16 protein-coding genes are annotated in these 18,307 nt (G+C 70.4%); 7 read left to right on the forward strand and 9 right to left on the reverse strand.

Annotated elements, in window-relative coordinates; all coding sequences use genetic code 11:
- Positions 1–6: 6 nt before the first annotated feature.
- The gene (locus tag CRP56_RS07550) at positions 7–438 is read right to left on the reverse strand and encodes a DUF948 domain-containing protein (RefSeq protein WP_059196385.1); all 432 of its coding nucleotides are present in this window, start codon (positions 436–438) and stop codon (positions 7–9) included.
- 170 nt (positions 439–608) lie between these two features.
- Between CRP56_RS07550 and CRP56_RS07555 the strand changes: the two genes are divergently transcribed.
- Positions 609–2,753 (forward strand): ATP-binding protein, encoded by a 2,145-nt coding sequence (locus tag CRP56_RS07555; protein ID WP_179850964.1) that lies wholly within the window; start codon positions 609–611, stop codon positions 2,751–2,753.
- A 30-nt stretch (positions 2,754–2,783) separates the two neighbouring features.
- Here CRP56_RS07555 and rpsD read toward each other — a convergent pair whose 3' ends face one another.
- The 3 genes from rpsD to CRP56_RS07570 all read right to left on the reverse strand — a co-directional run bounded on the left by rpsD (position 2,784) and on the right by CRP56_RS07570 (position 5,750).
- On the reverse strand, positions 2,784–3,398 hold the full coding sequence (gene rpsD / locus CRP56_RS07560; RefSeq protein ID WP_015661793.1) for a 30S ribosomal protein S4: 615 nt from the start codon (positions 3,396–3,398) through the stop codon (positions 2,784–2,786).
- 295 nt (positions 3,399–3,693) lie between these two features.
- Positions 3,694–5,049: a replication-associated recombination protein A gene (locus CRP56_RS07565; RefSeq protein ID WP_097261510.1), complete on the reverse strand. Its 1,356-nt coding sequence runs from the start codon at positions 5,047–5,049 to the stop codon at positions 3,694–3,696.
- A gap of 44 nt (positions 5,050–5,093) precedes the next feature.
- A complete protein-coding gene (locus CRP56_RS07570) occupies positions 5,094–5,750 on the reverse strand; it encodes a vitamin K epoxide reductase family protein (protein WP_097261512.1) in 657 nt (218 codons plus the stop codon).
- Between the two features lie 146 nt (positions 5,751–5,896).
- Between CRP56_RS07570 and CRP56_RS07575 the strand changes: the two genes are divergently transcribed.
- From CRP56_RS07575 to CRP56_RS07590, 4 genes are read left to right on the forward strand one after another with little or no spacing between them, the layout of a single operon-like run.
- The gene (locus tag CRP56_RS07575) at positions 5,897–6,763 is read left to right on the forward strand and encodes an ABC transporter ATP-binding protein (protein WP_097261514.1); all 867 of its coding nucleotides are present in this window, start codon (positions 5,897–5,899) and stop codon (positions 6,761–6,763) included.
- The gene (locus tag CRP56_RS07580) at positions 6,760–7,605 is read left to right on the forward strand and encodes an ABC transporter permease (protein WP_097261516.1); all 846 of its coding nucleotides are present in this window, start codon (positions 6,760–6,762) and stop codon (positions 7,603–7,605) included. Before CRP56_RS07575 ends, CRP56_RS07580 begins: the two co-directional genes overlap by 4 nt.
- A complete protein-coding gene (locus tag CRP56_RS07585; protein WP_097261519.1) occupies positions 7,602–8,795 on the forward strand; it encodes a sensor histidine kinase in 1,194 nt (397 codons plus the stop codon). The genes CRP56_RS07580 and CRP56_RS07585 overlap by 4 nt, the downstream gene beginning before the upstream one ends.
- On the forward strand, positions 8,792–9,418 hold the full coding sequence (locus tag CRP56_RS07590) for a response regulator (RefSeq protein WP_097261521.1): 627 nt from the start codon (positions 8,792–8,794) through the stop codon (positions 9,416–9,418). The genes CRP56_RS07585 and CRP56_RS07590 overlap by 4 nt, the downstream gene beginning before the upstream one ends.
- A 62-nt stretch (positions 9,419–9,480) precedes the next feature.
- Here CRP56_RS07590 and hisS read toward each other — a convergent pair whose 3' ends face one another.
- Together hisS and CRP56_RS07600 are read right to left on the reverse strand one after the other, a co-directional pair.
- On the reverse strand, positions 9,481–10,743 hold the full coding sequence (hisS, locus tag CRP56_RS07595; protein ID WP_097261523.1) for a histidine--tRNA ligase: 1,263 nt from the start codon (positions 10,741–10,743) through the stop codon (positions 9,481–9,483).
- An 11-nt stretch (positions 10,744–10,754) separates the two neighbouring features.
- Positions 10,755–11,465, reverse strand: a complete 711-nt coding sequence (locus CRP56_RS07600; RefSeq protein ID WP_097261525.1) for an MBL fold metallo-hydrolase — start codon at positions 11,463–11,465, stop codon at positions 10,755–10,757.
- A gap of 200 nt (positions 11,466–11,665) precedes the next feature.
- Here CRP56_RS07600 and CRP56_RS07605 point away from each other — a divergent pair, with 200 nt between their 5' ends.
- Both CRP56_RS07605 and CRP56_RS07610 read left to right on the forward strand, forming a co-directional pair.
- A complete protein-coding gene (locus CRP56_RS07605) occupies positions 11,666–12,499 on the forward strand; it encodes a peptidylprolyl isomerase (protein ID WP_097261527.1) in 834 nt (277 codons plus the stop codon).
- 135 nt (positions 12,500–12,634) lie between these two features.
- Positions 12,635–13,864, forward strand: a complete 1,230-nt coding sequence (locus CRP56_RS07610) for a DUF349 domain-containing protein (protein ID WP_097261529.1) — start codon at positions 12,635–12,637, stop codon at positions 13,862–13,864.
- Positions 13,865–13,933: 69 nt separating this feature from the next.
- Here CRP56_RS07610 and CRP56_RS07615 read toward each other — a convergent pair whose 3' ends face one another.
- The 3 genes from CRP56_RS07615 to secF all read right to left on the reverse strand — a co-directional run bounded on the left by CRP56_RS07615 (position 13,934) and on the right by secF (position 18,305).
- Positions 13,934–16,459, reverse strand: a complete 2,526-nt coding sequence (locus CRP56_RS07615) for a RelA/SpoT family protein (protein WP_097261530.1) — start codon at positions 16,457–16,459, stop codon at positions 13,934–13,936.
- A gap of 224 nt (positions 16,460–16,683) precedes the next feature.
- Entirely contained in the window at positions 16,684–17,223 is a 540-nt protein-coding gene (locus CRP56_RS07625; RefSeq protein ID WP_097261532.1) for an adenine phosphoribosyltransferase, read from the reverse strand.
- The gene (secF, locus tag CRP56_RS07630; RefSeq protein ID WP_097261535.1) at positions 17,220–18,305 is read right to left on the reverse strand and encodes a protein translocase subunit SecF; all 1,086 of its coding nucleotides are present in this window, start codon (positions 18,303–18,305) and stop codon (positions 17,220–17,222) included. The genes CRP56_RS07625 and secF overlap by 4 nt, the downstream gene beginning before the upstream one ends.
- Positions 18,306–18,307 lie beyond the last annotated feature (2 nt).

Here is an 18,307-nt window from a genome sequence, read left to right on the forward strand (position 1 = left end):
TGGCTCCTACTTTCCCCGGTTCTTCCGCCGCGCGGCCGGCACGGTGCGCCCCACGATCACGGTACGCCGGGGCGCCTTGGCGGGCACGTCGTCCTTGCGGCCCGCGAGGGCCCGGCGCACGCCGTAGCCGAAGGCCGCGACCTTGACCAGCGGGCCGCCGAAGGTGGAGGCGACCGTCGTGGAGAGCGCGGAGGCGTTGGAGGTGACCTCCTGGACGTCGGAGGCGATCGCGTCGACCCGGTCGATCTGGGTCTGCGCGGAACGCACCGCCGAGGAGGCGTCCGCGAGGAGCGGGACGGCCTGGTCGGTCACGTCCGCCACCAGCTTGGTGGTCGCCCTGAGCGTCTGGGCCAGCCTCGCCAGCGCGACGGCGAGGAAGGAGACCAGGATCGCCCAGAAGACGGCCACCAGGATGCCGGCCACCTCTCCACCGGACACTGCGCACCCGCTCCCGTATTACGTGCTCTGGACATCGGAACCCAACAAACAAGTGTCCCGAGCCTATCGCGCCGCGGGTGGCACTCCACACCGGTATTACGGTCCGCGCGCAGCGGACTTGGGCGAAGCGATTGTACGGAGTGATTACGTTTGAGTACGCTCCGTGTTCCATGCGGGATGATCGGCTCAGCGACGGCAATCTGCCTCTCGAACTGGACGCGTTCGTGGGCCGCACGGCCGAACTCGCCGCGCTGTCCCGACTGCTGGAGACTTCGCGTCTGGTGACCGTCACCGGCGTCGGCGGGGTCGGCAAGTCACGGCTGGCGGCGCGGGCCGCGCTGGGTGCGCGGGCCTGGAGGGTCGAGCTGACGGCGGTGCGCGATCCGGACTTCGTGGACTACGCGGTCGTGGACGCGCTGGGGCTGACGGACCACACCACGCGGCTGCCGCGCGAGACGCTGCTCGCGCATCTGGGCGAGCCGGGCCGTCAACTCCTGCTGGTCCTCGACGGGTTCGAGCATCTCGTCGAGGCCTGCGCGGAGCTGGTGACCGACCTGCTGGGCCGGGTGCCGGGGCTCACCGTGCTCGCCGTCGGCCGCCGGCCGCTGTCGGTGCCGGGCGAGCGGGTGTTCGCGCTGGCGCCGCTGAGCGAGGACGAGGCCGTGGAACTCTTCGTCGACCGGGCGGGGCAGCAGGGCGTGGACGTCGGTGACGATCCCGACGTGCGCGAGCTGTGCCGGCGGCTGGACGGCATCCCGCTTGCCGTCGAGCTGGCGGCGGGCCGGCTGCGCGCCCTGTCCCCCACCCAGCTGCTGACCCGGTTCGAGGACCGCTTCCGGCTGCTGACGGGCGCCGCCCACGGTTGCCCGGCGCGGCACCGGACCCTGCGCACCGCGATCGGCTGGAGCCACGAACTGTGCACGCCAGAGGAGCGGCTGCTGTGGTCGCGGCTGTCGGTGTTCGCCGGGCCGTTCGACCTGGAGGCCGTGGAGTACGTGTGCAGCGGCGACGGTCTGGCCGAGCAGGACGTCCTCGACGTGCTGACGGAGCTGCTCGCGCAGTCGGTGGTCGGGCGTGAGGAGACCGCGGCCGGGGCGCGCTACCGGATGCTGGACACGGTCCGGGCCTACGGCGAGCAGTGGCTGGAGGCGACCGGGGACGCCGAGCGGCTGCGCCGACGCCATCGCGACTGGTATCTGGGGCTGGCCACCTGGTGCGAGCTGGACTGGTTCTCGCCGCGGCAGGGCGAGGTGGCCGCGCGGATCGAGGCGGAGCTGCCGAATCTGCGCTGTGCCCTGGAGCGCTGTCTGGCCGATCCGGAGGAGGCGCATCTGGGGCAGTACCTCGCGGGCTCCCTCTGGTTCTACTGGGCCGGCTGCGGGCGGCTGTCGGAGGGCCGGCACTGGCTGGAGCAGTCCGTGCGGCTGGACTCCGATCACGAGCTGTCCCGGCTGAAGGCGCTGTGGGTGCTGGGCTATGTCGCCATCCTCCAGGGCGACAAGGTGCCCGCGCTGGCCGCGCTCCAGGAGTGCCGGGAGGAGGCGGAGCGCTCGGCCAACGCGACGGCGATCGCCTACGCCGAGCATCGCGCCGGCTGTCTGGCCCTGGTCACGGACGACATGCCCCGCGCAGAAACGCTGCTGCGCTCGGCGCTGGAGCGCTACCAGGAGATCGGCGAGCTCAACAGCAACGTCCTGATGGGCCAGGTCGAGCTGGCGATGACCCGGGCCTTCCAGGGCGATCTGCCGGAGGCCGTGAAGCTGTGCGAGGACGTCCGCCGGGTCTGCGAGGACCACGGCGAGCGCTGGACCAGGTCGTACGCCCTGTACGTGCTGGCGTACGCGGCCTGGACCGAGGGGGACCTGACCGGTGCCCGTGAGCTGCTGACCGACTGCCTGGGTGCCGCGCACGCCTTCAGCGATCTGCTGGGCTCGGTGCTGTCGATCGAGCTGCTGGCCCTGGTCACGGCAGCCCGCGGCACGGCGGAGGATGCCGCCGAGGCGGCGGTGCTGCAGGGGGCGGCGGGCGCGCTGTGGCCCTCGGTGGGGCTGCCGCTGTTCGGGTCCGCGTACTACAACGGCCCGCACGAGCTGTGCGAGGCGACAGCCCGGGAGCGGCTGGGCGACGAGCGGTACGAGGAGTGCGTACGGCAGGGGGCCCGGCTCGACCGGGAGGCCGCGGTGGCGAGGGCGCTGGGGCGGCCGCCGGCGCCGCTGCCCGGCCCGCGCGGCCAGGCCCGACATGCCCGCGGCCCCGTCAGCATGCACGAACCCGCCGCCTCCCGTGCCCGGAAGGGCGGGGAGACGGCGGGCTGAGGCGGTGCTTGTACTACAGCCTGCTGGTGATCAGCGGGCGTAGTACTCGACGACGAGCTGCTCGTCGCAGATCACCGGGATCTCCTTGCGGTTCGGCTCGCGGTCCAGGCGGAACGCCAGGGCCTTGAGGTTCACCTGGAGGTAGCGCGGGGTCTCACCCTCGGGGGCGAAGCCACCCTCGCGGGCGATCGAGAAGAGGGTCTTCTCGCGGCTGCGCTCACGGACCATCACGACGTCGTCGGGACGGACGCGGAAGGACGGCTTGTCGACCTTCTGGCCGTTGACCTCGATGTGGCCGTGCACGACCATCTGACGGGCCTGGTAGATGGTGCGGGCGATGCCCGAACGCAGGACCAGGGCGTCGAGACGGCGCTCGAGCTCGATGATCAGGGCCTCGCCGGTCTTGCCCTGCACCTTGGAGGCACGCTCGTAGGCGCGGACCAGCTGACGCTCGGAGACGTCGTACTGCGCACGCAGACGCTGCTTCTCGAGCAGACGGACCTTGTAGTCCGAGTTCTGCTTGCGGCCACGGCCGTGCTCACCCGGCGGGTAGGGACGGGCCTCGAAGTACTTGACGGCCTTCGGCGTCAGCGCGATGCCGAGGGCACGCGACTTCTTGACCTTGGGGCGGGACTGGTTCGCCACAATCTCTCATTTCTCAGTGTTCGGCTTGTCAGGGTTGAGGGAGGTCGCATCCGCAGCCGGGGAAACCCTCCGGGTCCGTTGCCGGGCCTGGTGGGCAGCCGCTCCCTGGTCTGGGCACATACGTGCAGCACGCGAGTGGCCCACCGACCGGTCTCACCCTGCGGTGAGTGGTGGTGGGCTGCCCGCGACACCATTCGAACGGTGCGCGACGCTCCTGGAACCCGCTGGGGGTTCCGGCTGACCGTCCCGTTCTGACTGCACGGGACACAGCACTTCGAAGGATTCTACAGGCTGCTCAGGACCGCTTGCGACCGAGGTGCTTGCGGGTCCACTCCACGGCGTCCGCGTAGCGGGCCTCCGCGCCGTGCCGGGTCGGGATGTAGTACTCGCGGTCCTTGAGGGCGTCCGGGGCGTACTGCTGCTCGGCGATGCCCTCGGGCAGGTCGTGCGGATACACGTACCCCTGTGCGTGGCCCAGCTTGGCGGCGCCCTTGTAGTGCCCGTCGCGCAGATGGGGCGGCACGGAGCCGGCCAGTCCCTTGCGTACGTCGTCCATGGCGGCGCCGATCGCCGTCGTCGCGGAGTTCGACTTGGGGGCCAGCGCGAGGGCGATGGTGGCGTGGCTGAGGGTGAGGGCGGCCTCGGGGAAGCCGATCATGGCGACGGCCTGGGCGGCGGCGACGGCTATGGGCAGGGCGTTGGGATCGGCCAGGCCGATGTCCTCGCTCGCGGAGATCATCAGGCGCCGGGCGATGAAGCGGGGGTCCTCGCCGGCCTCGATCATGCGGGCGAGGTAGTGCAGCGCCGCGTCGACGTCCGAGCCCCGGATCGACTTGATGAGGGCGCTGGCGACGTCGTAGTGCTGGTCGCCGTCGCGGTCGTACTTCACCGCGGCGCGGTCGACGGTCTCCTCCAGGGTCTGGAGGGAGATCTCGGCCTCGCCCTTGTCGAGCGCGGCCCCGGCGGCGGCCTCCAGGGCGGTGAGCGCGCGGCGGGCGTCGCCGCCGGCGATCCGCAGCAGGTGGTCCTCGGTGTCCTCGGGGAGTGCGACGGCGTCCTTCAGGCCGCGTTCGTCGCTCAGGGCCCGCTTCAGGAGACCGCGCACGTCGTCGTCCGTGAGCGGTTCGAGGGTGAGCAGGAGGGAGCGGGAGAGCAGCGGGGAGATCACCGAGAAGTACGGGTTCTCGGTGGTCGCCGCGATCAGCGTGACCCAGCGGTTCTCGACGGCGGGGAGCAGGGAGTCCTGCTGGGCCTTGCTGAAGCGGTGGATCTCGTCGAGGAAGAGGACGGTCTCCTTGCCGTATCCCCCGGTGGCGCGGCGGGCGCCGTCGATGACCGCGCGGACCTCCTTGACGCCCGCGGTGATCGCCGACAGTTCGACGAAGCGCTTGTTGGTGGCCTTGGAGACGACGTAGGCGAGGGTCGTCTTGCCGGTGCCGGGCGGGCCCCACAGGATCACCGAGGACGGCCCGGCGGGTCCGCCCGCGCCCTCGCCGACCAGGCGGCGCAGGGGTGAGCCGGGCTTCAGCAGATGCTGCTGGCCCACCACCTCGTCGAGGGTGCGCGGGCGCATCCGTACTGCCAGGGGGCTCCCGGCGGGGTCCTTCTCCTGGCGGTCTTCGGCGGCGGCGGTGAACAGATCGGGCTCCACGTCCAAAACCCTAAATCACCGCACTGACAGTCGGTCCTCGACCGTCAGCTGGTCCAGAAGTCCCACCAGCGGGTCAGGATCAGCATGCCGATGATCCCGATGTGCAGGACCGGCAGGACCCAGGTGAACTCGCCGAAGAAGCTCTTCAGCCAGCTCGGCGCGGGGAGGAAGCCGTTGCGCACGTTGAACGAGGTCAGGTACCAGAACATGATGATCGTCGCGACCCAGGCCAGGCAGCACCACAGGCACAGGGCGTTGATGCGGTACAGCGACTGGAACATCAGCCAGGCGCAGAACGAGACGCCGAAGAGCGTGCCGGCGTTGAAGGTCAGCCAGTACCAGCGCGGGAAGCGGGCCCCGGCGAGCAGGCTGATGCCGACGCAGATCACGATGCCGTAGGCGACCAGGCCGAGCATCGGGTTGGGGAACCCGAAGGCGGCGGCCTGCTTGGACTCCATGACGCTGCCGCAGGAGACGACGGGGTTCAGGCTGCACCCGGGGGTGAAGGTCTTGCCCGCGACCTTGGCTTCCAGCAGCTTGAACTTGTCGATCGTGATGACCCACGCGGCGAGCAGGCCGGCCGCGCCGGTGAGGACCAGCAGCACGGCGAAGGCGCGGCTGCCTCCCACCGACCGTGGCCCGTCGGCCGCGCGATCGGGCTCTGGCACGGTGGAGACGCTCTTGACAGTGGTCTTGCTCATCACGCCGATTCCGTCTGCTTGAGAGTTGGACCTTCTTCGGGCAGGGGCCATTGTGCCGTACACGAGCCCTTGTCCACCGTTCGGTGGACATAAGGAAGTACGCACGGTCGTCCCTGAACGTTCGGTTCCGGCCGAGCCTCGAAAACATGACAGCACACGCGAACGAACTCGCGGTGGACGTACGGGGGCTGCGCAAGCAGTACGGCGACGTGACCGCGGTCGACGGGATCGATCTCGGCATCGGCAGGGGCGAGGTGTTCGGCCTGCTGGGGCCCAATGGCGCGGGCAAGAGCACGACGGTGGAGATCCTCCAGGGCCATCGCGGCCGGGACGCCGGCGAGGTGTCCGTGCTCGGCACGGACCCCGCGAACGGCACGCGCGCGTGGCGGTCCCGGGTGGGAATCGTCTGGCAGGACGAATCGGCGCCCGCCGAGTTGACGGTCCGCGAGACCGTCCGTCATTTCGCCCGCTACTACCCGCGCCCGCGGGACCCGGAGGAGGTCATCGGCCTGGTGGGTCTGGAGGCGAGGGCGGGCAGCCGGATCAAGGCCCTGTCGGGCGGGCAGCGCCGCCGTCTCGACGTGGCCCTGGGGGTGATCGGCGGCCCCGAGCTGCTGCTCCTGGACGAGCCGACGACCGGTTTCGACCCGGCGGCCCGCCGCCAGTTCTGGGACCTGATCCGTGCCCTCGCCGAGGAGGGCACGACGATCCTGCTCACCACGCACTATCTGGAGGAGGCCGAGGCCCTGGCCGACCGGCTGGCCGTGGTGAGCGCGGGCCGGATCGTCGCCGAGGGCCGCCCGGCCGCCCTGCGGGAGCGGTACGGCACCGAGGCGACCGTCGGGTGGACCGAGCCGGACGGCACCCCGCGCACCGAGCGCACGGACACCCCGACCCGCACGGTCGCCGCGCTCATGCACCGCTTCGACGGCGAGATCCCGGGGCTGCGGGTGAGCCGCCCCACGCTGGAGGACGTCTACCTCCGGCTGACCGGACAGGAGGACGCGCGATGACCACGACCGTCGTGCGGACCCGCGCGGACGCGGTCGCCGAGCGGCTGCCCGGCGCCTTCGGCATCGGCCTCCAGCGGGGCGCCCTGGAGCTGAGGCAGTTCTTCCGCCAGCGCGACCAGGTGGTGTTCACCTTCGCCTTCCCGGTGGTCTTCCTGTTCCTGTTCGCGTCGATCTTCAAGGACGACGTGGAGGGCGCCGGCATCACCGCCTCGCAGCTCTACGTCCCCGCGATGATGGCCGCGGGCATCATGTCGACCAGTTTCCAGTCCCTCGGCATCTCGATCGCCATCGAGCGGGACGAGAAGGTCCTGCGCAGACTGCGCGGCACCCCGATGCCACCGGCCGCGTACTTCCTCGGCAAGATCTGGCTGGTTCTGGTCACGGGCCTGCTGGAGACGGCGGTCCTGCTGGTCGTCGGCACGACGCTGTACGACGTCGACCTGCCCCGGGACGCGACCCACTGGCTCCACTTCGCCTGGATCTTCGTCCTCGGTCTGACGGCCTGCGCGCTGCTCGGCATCGCGATCAGCTCGGTCCCGAAGTCGGGCAAGAGCGCCACCTCGGTCGTCGTCCTCCCCTTCCTGGTCCTGCAGTTCATCTCCGGCGTCTACATCGCGATCGACACCATCCCCGACTGGATGCTGAACATCGGCGCCCTGTTCCCGCTGAAGTGGATGTGCCAGGGGCTGCGCGGGGTGTTCCTGCCGGACTCCGCCCGGGTCCTGGAGCAGGCGGGCGACTGGGAGTTCGGGCGTATCGCCCTGGTCCTGGGCGCCTGGTGCGTCGGAGGATTGGCGCTGTGTCTGCTGACCTTCCGGTGGAAGAACCGGCGCGACGGATGAGAATCCCCGCCGGGCTCGTCGGCGCGTACACGTGGGACCGGTCGTTCCGGCTCTGGGACACGTACTTCGCGCTCATCTGGTCGGCCACCCTGGTGTTCGCGCTCGTCGCGGGCTTCCCGGGGTGGCCGGTCCGGCTCACGGCCGCGGCGCTGCTCGTGCCGCTGATCCCGCTGTACGTCCTGGTCGGCCGCCCCGTCCTGCGCGGTGACGCGCCGGACGAGCGGCGGGCGCTCGGCTATCTGGCGGCGGCGCTGGCGCTGTTCCTGCCGTCGGCGGTGCTGGTCAGCGAGACGCAGCTCATCGCCTTCGCCCTGGTCCCGCAGTGCTTCATGACGCTGCGGCTGCGGCGGGCCTTCGTGGCGGTGGCCGTGATCAACCTGGCGCCGGTGCTCGGCTGGGCGCTGCTGTGGCGGCCCGGGGACGCGGCGGTGTTCTACAACTCGGTGTTCTCGGTGGTCACCTTCGTCTTCTCCGTCGCCATCGGCAGCTGGATCATCCGGATCATCGAGCAGAGCCAGGAGCGGGCCGAACTGATCGCGGAGCTGGACGCGAGCCGGCACGAGGTGGCGCGGCTGTCGGCGGCCCACGGGGCGCTGGCCGAGCGGGAACGGATGGCGAGGGAGATCCACGACACCCTGGCCCAGGGCTTCACGAGTCTGCTGATGCTGACCCAGGCGGTGGAGGCCGAGTTGGAGACCGATGTCGCGCAGGCCCGCCGTCATCTGTCCCTGATGGACGAGACGGCCCGGCAGAACCTCGCCGAGGCGCGGGCGCTGGTCGCCGGCGGCGCCCCCGCCGACCTGGACGGCGCCTCACTGCCCGACGCACTGCGCAGGCTCGCCGCCCGCCATGACGCCGCCCTGGAGGTGACCGGCCCCGTGCGCGCGCTGCCCGCAGGGCCCGAGGTCGTGGCCCTGCGGGCCTGCCAGGAGGCACTGTCCAACGCCCGTAAGCACGCGGGGAGTTCGGCGGCGGTGAGCATCGTGGTGGCGTACGCCGACGCGTCGCTCACGGTGTCCGTGCGGGACGACGGGGGCGGCTTCGACCCCTCGTCCGCGACCGGCGGATACGGTCTGGCGGGGCTGCGCGCGCGGGCCGCCGAGGTGGGTGGCACCACCGGGATACACAGCGCGCCGGGCGACGGCACGACGGTGACCGTCCGGCTACCGGTACCTGGGAGCACTTCATGATCCGGATCATCCTGGCGGACGACCATCCCGTCGTACGGGAGGGCCTGCGGGCGATGCTGAGCGCCGAACCCGACCTGGACGTGGTCGCCGACGCGGCCAGCGGGCCGCGGGCCGAGGCGCTGGCGGCGGAGCTCCGCCCGGACGTCGTGCTGATGGACCTGCGGATGCCGGGCGGCGGTGGCGTGGACTCGATCGAGCGGATGACGGCCGCCGGGCTGCCCTGCCGGGTTCTCGTCCTGACGACGTACGAGACGGACCGGGACATCCTGCGGGCCGTGGAGGCGGGGGCGGCGGGCTATCTGCTCAAGGACCTGCCGCGCGGAGAACTGGCGGAGGCGGTACGGGCCGCGGCGCGGGGCGAGACGGTCCTGGCCCCGTCGGTGGCGGCCCGCCTGGTCGACCGGCTCCGCACCAAGCCGGAACGCCCCCGCCTGTCGGAGCGCGAGACGGCGGTGCTGCGCCTGGTGGCGGAGGGCTGCACGAACGCGGAGATCGGGCGCCGGTTGTTCATCGGGGAGTCGACGGTGAAGACCCATCTGCTGCGGGCCTTCGGGAAGTTGGGGGTCGACGACCGGACGGCGGCGGTGACGAGTGCGATGCGGTACGGGTTGCTGGACCCATGAGACACGGGTCGCCGGCCCCATGAGAAAGGGCGCCGGGTCTCCCCGGCGCCCTCGCGTCCCGCTCAGCCCAGCCGGGACTCCAGCTCGGCCACGATCTCGTTGACGCCGATCGCCGTCTGCTCGCCGGACTCCATGTCCTTGAGCTGGACGACGCCCTCGGCGAGATCGCGCTCACCGGCGACGACCGTGTAACGGGCGCCGCTGCGGTTGGCGTTCTTCATCGCGCCCTTGAGGCCCTTCGCGCCGTACGAGAAGTCCGCCGCGATGCCCACCTTGCGCAGCTCGGTCACCTTGGCGAAGAGGACCCGGCGGGCCTCCTCGCCGAGCGGGACCGCGAACACGCTCGTCGTGGAGGGGAGTTCGAGCTCGACGCCCTCCGCCTCCAGGGCGAGGACCGTGCGGTCGACGCCGAGGGCCCAGCCGACGGACGGGAGCGCGGGGCCGCCGATCATCTCCGACAGGCCGTCGTAGCGCCCGCCGCCGCCCACCGCGGACTGGGAGCCCAGACCGTCGTGGACGAACTCGAAGGTCGTGCGCGTGTAGTAGTCCAGGCCGCGGACCAGCTTCGGGTCGTCCTCGAAGGCGACGCCGGCGGCCGTGATCAGCTCGCGGACCTCCTCGTGGTACGCCTTGCAGGCGTCGCAGAGGTAGTCGCGCAGCAGCGGGGCGTCGCCGAGCTGCTTCTGCACGTCCGGACGCTTGTCGTCGAGGACGCGCAGCGGATTGATGTCGGCCCGGCGCAGCGTCTCCTCGTCGAGGTCGAGGCCGCGCAGGAAGGTCTGCAGCGCCTCCCGGTACACCGGACGGCACTCCTTGTCGCCCAGGCTGTTGAGCAGGATGCGGAAGTTGCGCAGCCCCAGCGAGCGGTACGCCTGGTCGGCCAGGATGATCAGCTCGGCGTCCAGCGCCGCGTCCTCGGCGCCGATCGCCTCGGCGCCCACCTGGGAGAAGTGCCGGTAACGGCCCTTCTGCGGGCGCTCGTAGCGGTAGTACGAGCCCGAGTACCAGAGCTTGACGGGAAGGTTGCCCGCCTTGTGCAGGTTGGCCTCAAGGGCGGCGCGCAGGACAGAGGCCGTTCCCTCGGGGCGCAGGGCGAGCTTGTCGCCGCCCTTGGTCTCGAAGGCGTACATCTCCTTCGTCACGATGTCGGTGGACTCGCCGACACCGCGCGCGAAGAGCTCCACGTTCTCGAAGCCGGGCGTCTCGATGTAGCCGTAGCCGGAGTTGCGCAGCGGGGCGGCGATGGCCTCGCGGACCGCCAGGAACTTGGCGCTCTCCGGCGGGATCAGGTCGTACGTGCCCTTGGGGGCCTTGAAGGTGCTCACGGAAAGTCTCGTCACATTCCTCGTCGGGGAGCGTCGACATGCGCTCCCAGGCCGGCTGCCACCTGCCGCAGATACGGGTTGGTGGCGCGCTCACGGCCGATGGTCGTCTGCTCGTTGTGGCCGGGCAGCACCACGGTCGAGTCGTCGAGCGGCAGGACCACGCGGGCCAGGGACTCGAGCATCTCGTCCATGGAACCACCGGGGAAATCGGTGCGTCCGATGGAGCCGGCGAACAGCAGGTCGCCCGAGAAGAGGATCGGCGGGATGTCCGCCGTCTCGGGCAGGCCGAAGGTCACCGACCCCTTGGTATGGCCCGGCGCGTGCGAGACGGTGAGCTCGAGGCCCGCCAGCTCCAGCTTCGCCCCGTCCGCCAGCTCCTTGACGTCGTCGGGCTCTCCCACGGTCAGCTCGCCCATGAGCTGCATCCCGATGGTGCGGCCGAGCGCCTTCTCGGGGTCGCTCATCATGAACCGGTCCTCGGGGTGGATCCACGCCGGCACGTCATGCGCGCCGCAGACCGGGACGACCGAGGCCACATGGTCGATGTGGCCGTGGGTGAGGACGACCGCGACGGGCTTGAGCCGATGCTTCTTCAGCGTCTCCTCGACTCCCTGGGCGGCCTGGTGGCCCGGGTCGATGATCACACACTCCTCACCGGCGGCGGGGGCGACGAGAAAACAGTTCGTCCCCCAGGCCCCGGCGGGGAACCCGGCAATGAGCACGATCGTCCTTCGTTGTGTCGATAAGTGCGGACTCTACGGACTGAGGGCGGGCTTAAAAAACAGCTGCGCCTGTGGTCAGAGCCTACCGGCGCTGCCGTTTCCTCAGCGAACCCATATACGGTACGGGGCACACGCAGGCGGTCGGCTCACAAGACGCACGCGTCCCAGTCGACGTACGAGACGCATGAGGAGAGAACCCGGTGGTCACCCAGGAACAGCGGAAGCGGCAGCTCGCCCGGGAGAAGTTTCTGCGGCAGCAGCAGCGGCGCACCGCCGCGCGGCGCAAGGCCCGCATGCGCAACTCCGTGATCGCGTCGGTGCTCGGCGTGATCCTGGTGGGCAGCCTGGCGCTCTACACGTCCGGGGTCCTCAAGGACGACGGCGACGACAAGGCCAACGCGTCCGCGTCGGCGGACCCGAGCCCCAGCGCGGTCACCGACCCGTGCAAGAAGCCCGCCGAGGGCAAGGTCAAGACGGCGACCTGGAAGAAGGAGCCGGCGTTGACGATCGACAAGTCGGCCAAGTACACGATGAAGCTGGCGACGACCTGCGGCGACATCGACATAGCGCTCAAGGCGTCCGCGGCCCCGCACACCGTGAACTCGTTCAATTTCCTGGCGTCGAAGGGCTACTTCGACCACACGAAGTGCCACCGGCTCACCACCAACGGCATCTACGTGCTCCAGTGCGGCGACCCGACGGCCGCCGGCACCGGCGGTCCTGGCTACACGATCCCGGACGAGAATCTGAAGGACAAGTCGCTCAAGGGCCAGACCTACCCGGCGGGCACGGTCGCCATGGCGAACCAGTACAACGCCCAGACCGGCGAGGGCAAGAACAGCGGCGGCAGCCAGTTCTTCCTCGTGTACCAGGACAGTCCACTGCCGGCCAACTACACACCGTTCGGTACCGTGTCCGAATCCGGCATGACCGTGCTGAAGAAGATCGCCGCCGCAGGTGAGAACACCGGCCAGGGCGACGGCGCTCCGAACGCGACGGTCGTGATCAACAAGGCGACTGTCACCAAATCCTGACCGCCAACTGCGGAATTTCGGTCGCGCGGGATGCGGACAGGCAACCCGCCGGTCGCCTATGTTGGCCGTGACGAAACTGTGGACGATGCCCGGGGGAGCACCAGCCCCTCGCAGGCATCATGTGGAGGAGGCGCTGTGAGCAGCGACCCGTGGGGCCGCGTCGACGAGACGGGGACCGTGTACGTGCGTACGGCCGACGGCGAGCAGGTCGTCGGTTCCTGGCAGGCCGGCTCCCCTGAGGAGGCGCTGGCTTACTTCGAGCGCAAGTACGAGGGCCTGGTTGTCGAGATCGGCCTCCTCGAGAAGCGAGTGAAGACCACCGATCTGTCGGCGAAGGACGCGCAGGTCGCCATCGACCACATCCGCGAGCAGGTCGACGCCCACCACGCGGTCGGCGATCTGGACGCCCTGCGGACTCGGCTGGACAAGCTCGTGGAGACCGTCGACAAGCGCCGCGAGGAGCGCAAGCAGCAGCGCGCGAAGCAGTCCGACGAGGCGCGGCACGCCAAGGAGGCGCTGGTCGTCGAGGCGGAGGAGCTGGCGCAGTCCGACCAGTGGCGGGCGGCCGGCGAGCGGCTGCGGGCCCTGGTGGACACCTGGAAGGGTCTGCCGCGTCTGGACCGCAAGTCCGATGACGAACTGTGGCACCGCTTCTCGCACGCCCGGTCGGCGTTCTCCAAGCGTCGCAAGGCGCACTTCGCGTCGCTGGACGCGCAGCGCGAGGAGGCCCGCAAGACCAAGGAGCGGCTGGTCTCCGAGGCCGAGGCGCTGTCCAACTCCACCGACTGGGGTCCGACGGCCGCCCGCTACCGCGAGCTGATGGCGGAGTGGAAGGCCGCGGGCCGCGCCCAGCGCGAGCACGAGGACGACCTGTGGAACCGCTTCCGCGGCGCCCAGGACGTCTTCTTCGCCGCCCGCAGCTCGGTCTTCGCCGAGCGTGACGCCGAGCAGTCGGAGAACCTGAAGCTCAAGGAGGAGCTGGCCGAGGAGGCCGAGAAGATCCTCCCGGTCACCGACCTCAAGGCGGCCCGCGCCGCGTTCCGTTCGATCAACGAGCGCTGGGAGGCCATCGGCCACGTCCCGCGCGACGCCCGGCCGAAGGTCGAGGGCCGGATGCACGCGGTCGAGCGGGCCATCCAGGAGGCCGAGGAGGCCGAGTGGCGCCGCACCAACCCGGAGGCACGCGCGCGTGCCGAGGGTCTGACGGGCCAGCTCCAGGCCGCGGTGGACAAGCTCAAGGGCCAGATCGAGCAGGCGCGCGCGCAGGGCAACAACGCCCGTGCCGACAAGCTGGAGCGCGAGCTGGAGGGCCGCCAGGCCCTGCTGGACCAGGCGCTGAAGGGCCTGCAGGAGTTCGGCGGCTGACAGCCGGATGAGCTGATACGACGAGATGGGCCCCGTACCTCGCGTACGGGGCCCATCTCGTCGTATGCGCTAGGAGCGGCTGCGCGCCGACGTCACGCGGTACACGTCGTAGACGCCCTCCACTCCCCTGACCGCCTTCAGGACGTGCCCGAGGTGCTTGGGGTCGCCCATCTCGAAGGTGAAGCGGGAGGTGGCGACGCGGTCGCGGGAGGTCTGGACGGCCGCGGAGAGGATGTTGACGTGCTGGTCGGACAGGACGCGGGTGACGTCGGACAGGAGCCGGGAGCGGTCCAGGGCCTCGACCTGGATGGCGACCAGGAAGACCGAGGACTGGGTGGGCGCCCACTCGACGTCGAGGATGCGCTCGGGCTCGCGGGACAGTGACTCCACGTTGACACAGTCGCTGCGGTGAACCGATACTCCGCTACCGCGCGTGACGAAACCGATGATGGGGTCGCCGGGTACGGGGGTGCAGCAGCGGGCGAGCTTGACCCACACGTCGTCGACGCCCTTGACGACGACGCCGGGGTCGGCGCTGGAGCGGCGCTTGCGACCGCGGGTGCGGGTCGGCGGGACCGACTCGTCGATCTCCTCGGTGGCCGCCTCCTCTCCGCCGAGCGCGGAGACGAGCTTCTGGACGACGTTCTGCGCGGAGACATGGCCCTCGCCGATCGCCGCGTACAGCGCGGAGATGTCGGGGTAGCGCATCTCGTGCGCGAGCGTGACCAGGGAGTCGCCCGTGAGGATGCGCTGGATCGGCAGGTTCTGCTTGCGCATCGCGCGGACGATGGCGTCCTTGCCCTGCTCGATCGCCTCGTCGCGGCGCTCCTTGGAGAACCAGGCGCGGATCTTGTTGCGGGCCCGCGGCGACTTGACGAAGCCGAGCCAGTCGCGGGACGGGCCCGCGCCGGGTGCCTTGGAGGTGAAGACCTCCACCAGGTCGCCGTTGTCCAGGGTGGATTCGAGCGGTACGAGGCGGCCGTTGACCCGCGCTCCTATGGTGCGGTGGCCGACCTCGGTGTGCACCGCGTAGGAGAAGTCCACGGGCGTGGCACCGGCGGGCAGCGCTATCACGTCGCCCTTGGGCGTGAAGACGAAGACCTCGTTGCGCGAGAGGTCGAAGCGCAGGGACTCCAGGAACTCGCCGGGGTCCTCGGTCTCCTTCTGCCAGTCGAGCAACTGACGCAGCCACGCCATGTCGTTGAGGTGGTCGTCCTTGCCGGTGGACCGGGGCTGGTCCGAGCGCACCTTGGAGGCGCCGGCGACGGCCTCCTGCTTGTACTTCCAGTGCGCGGCGATGCCGTACTCGGCGCGGCGGTGCATGTCGAAGGTGCGGATCTGGAGTTCGACCGGCTTGCCGTTGGGGCCGATGACCGTCGTGTGCAGCGACTGGTACATGTTGAACTTGGGCATCGCGATGTAGTCCTTGAACCGCCCCGGAACCGGGTTCCAGCGGGCGTGGACGGTGCCCAGGGCCGCGTAGCAGTCCCGGACCGTGTCCACGAGGACTCGGATGCCGACCAGGTCGTAGATCTCCGCGAAGTCACGGCCGCGGACGATCATCTTCTGGTAGACGCTGTAGTAGTGCTTCGGGCGGCCGGTGACGGTCGCCTTGATGCGGGCCGCGCGCAGGTCCTGCTGCACCTCGTCGGTCACTATGGCGAGGTACTCGTCGCGCTTCGGCGCCCGCTCGGCCACCAGACGCACGATCTCGTCGTACATCTTGGGGTAGAGGATCGCGAAGGCGAGGTCCTCCAGCTCCCACTTGATGGTGTTCATGCCCAGGCGGTGGGCGAGCGGCGCGTAGATCTCCAGGGTCTCGCGCGCCTTCTTCTCCTGCTTCTCGCGCTTGAGATAGCGCATCGTGCGCATGTTGTGCAGGCGGTCGGCGAGCTTGATGACCAGGACGCGGGGGTCCTTGGCCATGGCGACGACCATCTTGCGCACGGTCTCGGCCTGGGCGGCCTCACCGAACTTGACCTTGTCGAGCTTGGTGACGCCGTCGACGAGCAGGGCGACGGAGTCGCCGAAGTCGCGGCGGAGCTGGTCGAGGCCGTACTCGGTGTCCTCGACGGTGTCGTGGAGGAGGCCCGCCATGAGGGTGGCCGGGTCCATGCCGAGCTCGGCGAGGATGGTGGTCACCGCGAGGGGGTGGGTGATGTACGGGTCGCCGCTCTTGCGCTTCTGGCCGCGGTGCCAGCGCTCGGCGACCTGGTAGGCCTTCTCGACCTGGCGGAGCGTCGCGGTCTCGATCTTCGGGTCGTTGCTGCGCACTATCCGCAGCAGGGGCTCCAGAACCGGGTTGTACGGGTTGGAGCGCTGGACGCCGAGACGCGCGAGGCGGGCGCGGACGCGGTTGGAGGAGCCGGAGCGGGCGGGCTGGCCCGCGGGTGGGCGGACCGCGGGGGGCGTGGACGCGGGCGCGGGGCGCTCTGGCGGGGCCGGTTTGGGGCGCGGCTGCTCGGCCGACTTGTCGACGGGCGCGGACTGGGCGTGCTCGACCGAGCCCTGCGTGGTGTCCTTCGCGGGCGTGGCCGCGGGTCCCGAGGCGGGCTCGGGCTTGGCGGCGGTCAGTGGCTGGGCCTCGTCTGGCAAGAGGACTCCTCGTGCGCGAACCGGGTCCCCCGATCAGGCTCCGGAGACCCCATGGTAGCGATCCTGCGCCCGAGGATCGCCTTCAGACCGATGTGAGGACGGTCTACCCGTGCAACGTGAGGGGTGGGTGCGGGCATTCCGGGCCCTTGGCAGGGGTGCGACAACGGCCGTCCCGAACAGTTCGGGACGGCCGTTGTCGTGGTCGTACAGGCGCGGTGGCTGCCTCAGACCACCAGCAGGGCCTCCAGCGGAGCGCCGTCCAGGGCCGGCTCCAGACGCGGGCGGCCCGCCAGGAAGCCCAGCTCCATCAGGACCGCCAGGCCCGACACCTCGGCGCCGGCCCGGCGGATCAGCTGGATCGCGGCCTCCGCCGTGCCGCCGGTGGCCAGGACGTCGTCGACGATCAGGACGCGGTCGTGGGCGGACAGGTCCTCGGCGTGGACCTCGATCTCCGCCGAGCCGTACTCCAGGTCGTACGTCTGGGCCAGCGTCGCTCCGGGGAGCTTGCCCGCCTTGCGCACCGGGATGAAGCCGAGGCCCGCGCGGACGGCGACCGGGGCGCCCAGGATGAATCCGCGGGCCTCCAGGCCGACGACCTTGGTGGCACCCGTGCGCTCCGCGATCTCCGCCAGCGCGTCCGTCAGCGCCGTGAACGCCGCCGGGTCCGCCAGGAGCGGGGTGATGTCCTTGAACATCACGCCCGGCTCCGGGTAGTCGGCCACATCGCGGATGCGGCTGAGCAGGAGCTCCTTGATGTCGGTCATCGGCGCTTCCCCGAGGGACGGCGTCGGGTGGCGCGCGGTCCGACGACGGCCGGGGTGGCGTCGTCGGGACCGTCCGCGGCGGTGCCGCGGGCCTCCGCCAGCTCTTCCTCGGCGGCGGCCTGGGCGCGCTTGGCCAGGACCCGCTTCCTGAGGGCCTTCATCTGCGGCTCGCGCTCCTTGAGGTCGGCGACGAGCGGCGTGGCGATGAAGATCGAGGAGTACGCACCGGCCGCGAGGCCGACGAACAGCGACAGCGAGATGTCGTTGAGCGTGCCCGCGCCGAGGAAGCCGCCACCGATGAACAGCAGGCCCGCGACGGGCAGCAGCGCGACCACCGTGGTGTTGATGGAGCGGACCAGCGTGCCGTTGATGGAGCGGTTGGCGATGTCGCTGTAGGTCCAGCGGGTCTGCTTGGTGATGTCCTTCGTCTGCTCCTTGAGGGAGTCGAAGACGACCACCGTGTCGTAGAGCGAGTAACCGAGGATCGTCAGCAGACCGATCACCGTGCCGGGCGTGACCTCGAAGCCGACGAGGGCGTAGATGCCGACGGTGATGGTGATGTCGTGGATCAGGGCGACGAGCGCCGCGATGGCCATGCGCCACTCGAAGGCGATCGCCAGATAGATCACGACGAGCACCATGAAGATCGCCAGGCCCTGCCAGGCCTTGTTGGCGATCTGGTCACCCCAGCTGGGGCCGACGAGGTCGGCGGCGATCTTCTCCGGGTCGACCTTGAAGTCCTCGGCGAGCTTGTTCTTGATCTCGTCGGACTGCGTGGTGTCCATGCCGGCGATCTGGATGCGCATCGTGCCGTTGCCGAGCTTCTGCACGACGGCCGTGTGGCCGGAGGCCTCTTCCGCGTAGGTCTCGGCCTGGGAGACGGAGACGGAGGTCTTCTCGGTGGTGAAGACCGCGCCGCCCTGGAAGTCGATGCCCATGTTCAGGCCGCGGACCGCGAGACCCACGATCGCCGTGATGGTGATCAGGATCGAGATGCCGTACCAGAGCTTGCGGTGGCCGATGAAGTCGTAGCTGATCTCGCCACGGTGCAGTCGGGCGCCGAGGTTGCCGAGTTTCGACATGC

Source organism: Streptomyces sp. TLI_55 (assembly GCF_900206255.1).
GTDB lineage: Bacteria > Actinomycetota > Actinomycetes > Streptomycetales > Streptomycetaceae > Streptomyces > Streptomyces aquilus.

What these genes read in the sequence shown, in the direction of transcription:
- CRP56_RS07570 (WP_097261512.1), bottom strand. Translation starts at nt 5,750, where the DNA reads ATGAGCAAGACCACTGTCAAGAGCGTCTCCACCGTGCCAGAGCCCGAT.
- CRP56_RS07580 (WP_097261516.1), top strand. Translation starts at nt 6,760, where the DNA reads ATGACCACGACCGTCGTGCGGACCCGCGCGGACGCGGTCGCCGAGCGG.
- CRP56_RS07585 (WP_097261519.1), top strand. Translation starts at nt 7,602, where the DNA reads ATGAGAATCCCCGCCGGGCTCGTCGGCGCGTACACGTGGGACCGGTCG.
- CRP56_RS07590 (WP_097261521.1), top strand. Translation starts at nt 8,792, where the DNA reads ATGATCCGGATCATCCTGGCGGACGACCATCCCGTCGTACGGGAGGGC.
- CRP56_RS07555 (WP_179850964.1), top strand. Translation starts at nt 609, where the DNA reads ATGCGGGATGATCGGCTCAGCGACGGCAATCTGCCTCTCGAACTGGAC.
- secF (WP_097261535.1), bottom strand. Translation starts at nt 18,305, where the DNA reads ATGTCGAAACTCGGCAACCTCGGCGCCCGACTGCACCGTGGCGAGATC.
- CRP56_RS07625 (WP_097261532.1), bottom strand. Translation starts at nt 17,223, where the DNA reads ATGACCGACATCAAGGAGCTCCTGCTCAGCCGCATCCGCGATGTGGCC.
- CRP56_RS07575 (WP_097261514.1), top strand. Translation starts at nt 5,897, where the DNA reads ATGACAGCACACGCGAACGAACTCGCGGTGGACGTACGGGGGCTGCGC.